Genomic DNA, 3,383 nt, shown 5'->3' with positions numbered 1-3,383 from the left:
GTATGGGGCAGGGGGAGACAAGGGGACAAGAGGTGAGAGAACTTGAAACAAGTCTTTCCCCTTGTCCCTAAGTCCTCTTGCCCATACCCAATTCCCCATTCAAAGTGTCAGTGTTTCCCAATCTAAATCTGACGCTATTTGAGCAAGTTTATCTAAATCAGTCAGATTATCTAAATAGGGTAAGCAGCCTAAAACTGGCGTGTTAGTGAGTGATTGAATCAATTGTTGTGGTGTCCAATCGGCTATTTCTGCATCTGTTCGAGGTTGTACGCAGTTGAGAATAATGCCTTTGAGATTAACACGCGATTGCCTAGCTAGTGCGACGTTTGCCACTGCTTGAGCGATCGCACCCAATCTAACTGGTACTACCAATACCGTTGGTAAACGCCATTCTCCCGCTAAATCAGCTACCGTTAACTCGTCAGTTACCGGCGAACCTAACCCTCCCAAGGCTTCTACAAGTACAAAATCACGTTGCGATCGCAATTTAGATAAAGCTTGCCAAACTACTGCTAAATCGACTTGGCGATTTTCTCGTGCGGCGGCGATGGGAGGGGCTAAAGGTGCTTCAAAGTATAACGGTGTAATTTCCTCTGAGGATTGTTCTAGCGCAAATAGCTTTTGATACCACTCGCGATCGCCAATCCCCGATTGAATCGGTTTCATGATTCCCCAGCTACGCTGCGGGTAATATTTTTGCCAATAGGCTGCTAAGGCTGTTGTTAAAACAGTTTTGCCAGCTTCGGTATCAGTTCCAGTAATAAGTAGTGTGTTTAACATTAATTTCTTTGGCCAGAAAATGGTTGTGTTTCATTAACTGGCGGCAAGGTTGGCGTTTCACCAGTGGGCGGAGTTGGAATCGGTATCTCAGTGGGAATTGGGAAAGGTGTTTCTGGGGGAATTGGGAAGGGTGTTTCTGTAGGAATGGGAATCGGTGTCTCTGTAGGAATGGGAATTGGTGTCTCTGTGGGAATTGGGAAGGGTGTTTCTGTAGGAATGGGAATCGGTGTCTCTGTGGGAATTGGTTTGACTGGTTTTTCTAATGAAACATTGAGGTTGTAATTGCTTTCGGCAACTCCCGAAGCCAGTGTTAACTCAATAGTATATCTACCAGTAACTAGCAATATGCCTTCATAGGCTGTTATTGGCTGAGTATTCTGAGCAAGTGGTTGTTCATTGGGACTTAAAACTGTGAGCAATACGCTGCTTGTTGGATCAATCAACGCAGTTAACTTGTCACCTTTCTCTCCAAAAAAAGTATACCGGATGATTTGATTTGTTTTGAGAGTATCTGTAACTGTGGCTGTGTTAGTTGCTCCCAGATTGAGCCGCCTAGAAATAGGTTGCTCAATGGTGGGTGTGGGTGTGGCTGTGAATGTAGTACCACCAGAAATAACTGGTGAAGGGAAATTTTGTGGAAGCGTTTCAGTTGGTGATGGTTTCGACTGACTGCGGATGGAACTTACCAGTGCCCAAGAACCAAATCCGGCGACAAAAACTACACCAGTGGCAATTGCCACGATCGCTAACGGGTTATCCAAGACTGAACTAGTGGAACTTGGTGGAATTACAGGATCGGGTTGTTTCTTCGGCGAAGCTGGTGGTGGTACTGAGTCAGGACGGCGGCTAACAGCCATTGTCTGCAAATTAGACGCATTCAGGGGAGGAAGACTAACTTGTTCTAAAGGTTGTAGTGCTTGAGATACACTAGCAGCACTCTGATAGCGATCGCTCGGTATATGATTCAACATTCGATTCAAAACTTGAGCAAATCGCGGACTCACTTTTACCCATCGCTGCCAATTCCAAGTTAGTTGGTTTTCGTCAAATAAATCCTTTGGTTCTTTACCAGTCAGCAAAACAATCGCGCTTACTGCTAATGCATACAAGTCACTGCTAGGGTAAGCTCCCCCTGTTTGTATTTGTTCACTCGGAGAGTAGCCTAATTTTCCCACAGTGGTTTCGGGCATAGCGCTCTCTGGCGATCGCAAACGTGTTGCTAGTTCCTTTACGACCCCAAAGTCAATTAACACGGGTTTAGCGTCACTATCTCGCAAAATAATGTTTTCTGGCGAGATATCTCGGTGAATGATCCCTCGACTGTGAATATGCTCTAAAACAGGCAACAACAACTGTATTAGCTGCAATACTTCAGCCTCTGTAAAGGTTTTACCAATAGCTTGACGTTCAGTCAGCATCGCTCGGTAGGTTTGACCTGCAACATAGTCCTCCACCAAAAATAAGCGTTGGTCTTGCTCAAATCTTTCCCGAAATTTGGGCACTTGTGGATGTTCGATTTGATATAAAATGGCAGCCTCTCGATGAAAAAGCTCCTTTGCCTTTTCCCAAGCCGAAGCCTCCGTTGCTGTTGAAATCAATTCCTTGATCGCGCACAGTTCGTTAAAGCGCCTCTGATCTTCTGCCAGATAGGTTCTACCAAATCCTCCTTGTCCGAGAATTTGAATTATCCGGTAACGGTTTTGCAAGACAGTGCCAACTGTAATGGGTGGTTGCATGAGCGATTGATTGAGTGTAGGAGCAACTGAGGAGGAAGTCACCCACCAAGATTAAGTCCGAGAGGCGACACAGTTACATGCAGCGATATTCTACCTTACCTAATGGGTATACCCCCAGTTAGGAGTATACGCAAAGTCACGTTTCAAGTGTCTTATGCAACTTTAGGAACTGTCCACAATACAGGGGGTAGGGAGCAGGGGGAGTAAAGAGAAGATTTTAGGAATTTTTCTACCGAAATAGCCATGAATTGACTTATTTCTTTCTCCTCCCCTGTTACCCATCTCACTGTTAGAGCATTGCTCCCCAGAAGGTCGCCCGGGGAAGAAGAACAAAAATTAGCGCAGCTTGCTTGGCGCTGTCAGCCTTGCACGAAAACCACACCTATGAGAGTTTGTTTAAATACAACTATTCTGGAATTTTATTGTGTGAATTAAAACTTAAAATTAAATCTGCCAGTTTACTTATTTATTGCTAGTATCGTAGAATATAATAGGATACAACTTAAACACTTAGTTCCAAATGCTCCTTGTCTAAGAAAAAACTTCAATACCACTTAAAGTTAGAAATACTTTACTGTCAGTAATAAATGATGTATTTAGAAGAAGCAATCTAGTACACCAATCTTTGATAGCTTGAGGTTGTTTGTCTCAACTCAAAAATTTGAATTATACATCTACTGGACGGACTTGATATCAGTTAAGCTATCAATGGTTTGCTTCCAAAGAAAATTAGACAGTTAGCGAATGATAATTTTATGGAGAAATGCTTAAATTTTGTATGGAAGCTTTAATAAAACTCACAGATGTTTTTTTAGGCTATTTCTCAGTTAAATCTATTAAATCTCTAATGATAATATTGCTATGAAT

At 43.0% G+C, this 3,383-nt stretch carries 2 protein-coding genes; both read right to left on the bottom strand.

Annotated elements, in window-relative coordinates:
• Window positions 1–99 precede the first annotated feature (99 nt).
• Window positions 100–780, bottom strand: a complete 681-nt coding sequence (gene bioD, locus GNF10_RS35945) for a dethiobiotin synthase (protein WP_185580801.1) — start codon at window positions 778–780, stop codon at window positions 100–102.
• Window positions 780–2,516 carry a serine/threonine-protein kinase gene (locus GNF10_RS35940; protein ID WP_185580802.1) on the bottom strand — a complete coding sequence of 579 codons (1,737 nt, stop codon included), beginning with the start codon at window positions 2,514–2,516 and terminating at the stop codon, window positions 780–782. The genes bioD and GNF10_RS35940 overlap by 1 nt, the downstream gene beginning before the upstream one ends.
• Window positions 2,517–3,383: the final 867 nt, after the last annotated feature.

The organism is Nostoc sp. UCD121 (assembly GCF_014222285.1).
In the GTDB taxonomy this organism is placed as follows: domain Bacteria; phylum Cyanobacteriota; class Cyanobacteriia; order Cyanobacteriales; family Nostocaceae; genus Nostoc.
The sequence above is the reverse complement of the archived record's forward strand: the minus strand, read 5'-3'. Positions and strand labels throughout refer to the sequence as shown.

What these genes read in the sequence shown, in the direction of transcription:
- bioD (WP_185580801.1), bottom strand. Translation starts at nt 780, where the DNA reads ATGTTAAACACACTACTTATTACTGGAACTGATACCGAAGCTGGCAAA.
- GNF10_RS35940 (WP_185580802.1), bottom strand. Translation starts at nt 2,516, where the DNA reads ATGCAACCACCCATTACAGTTGGCACTGTCTTGCAAAACCGTTACCGG.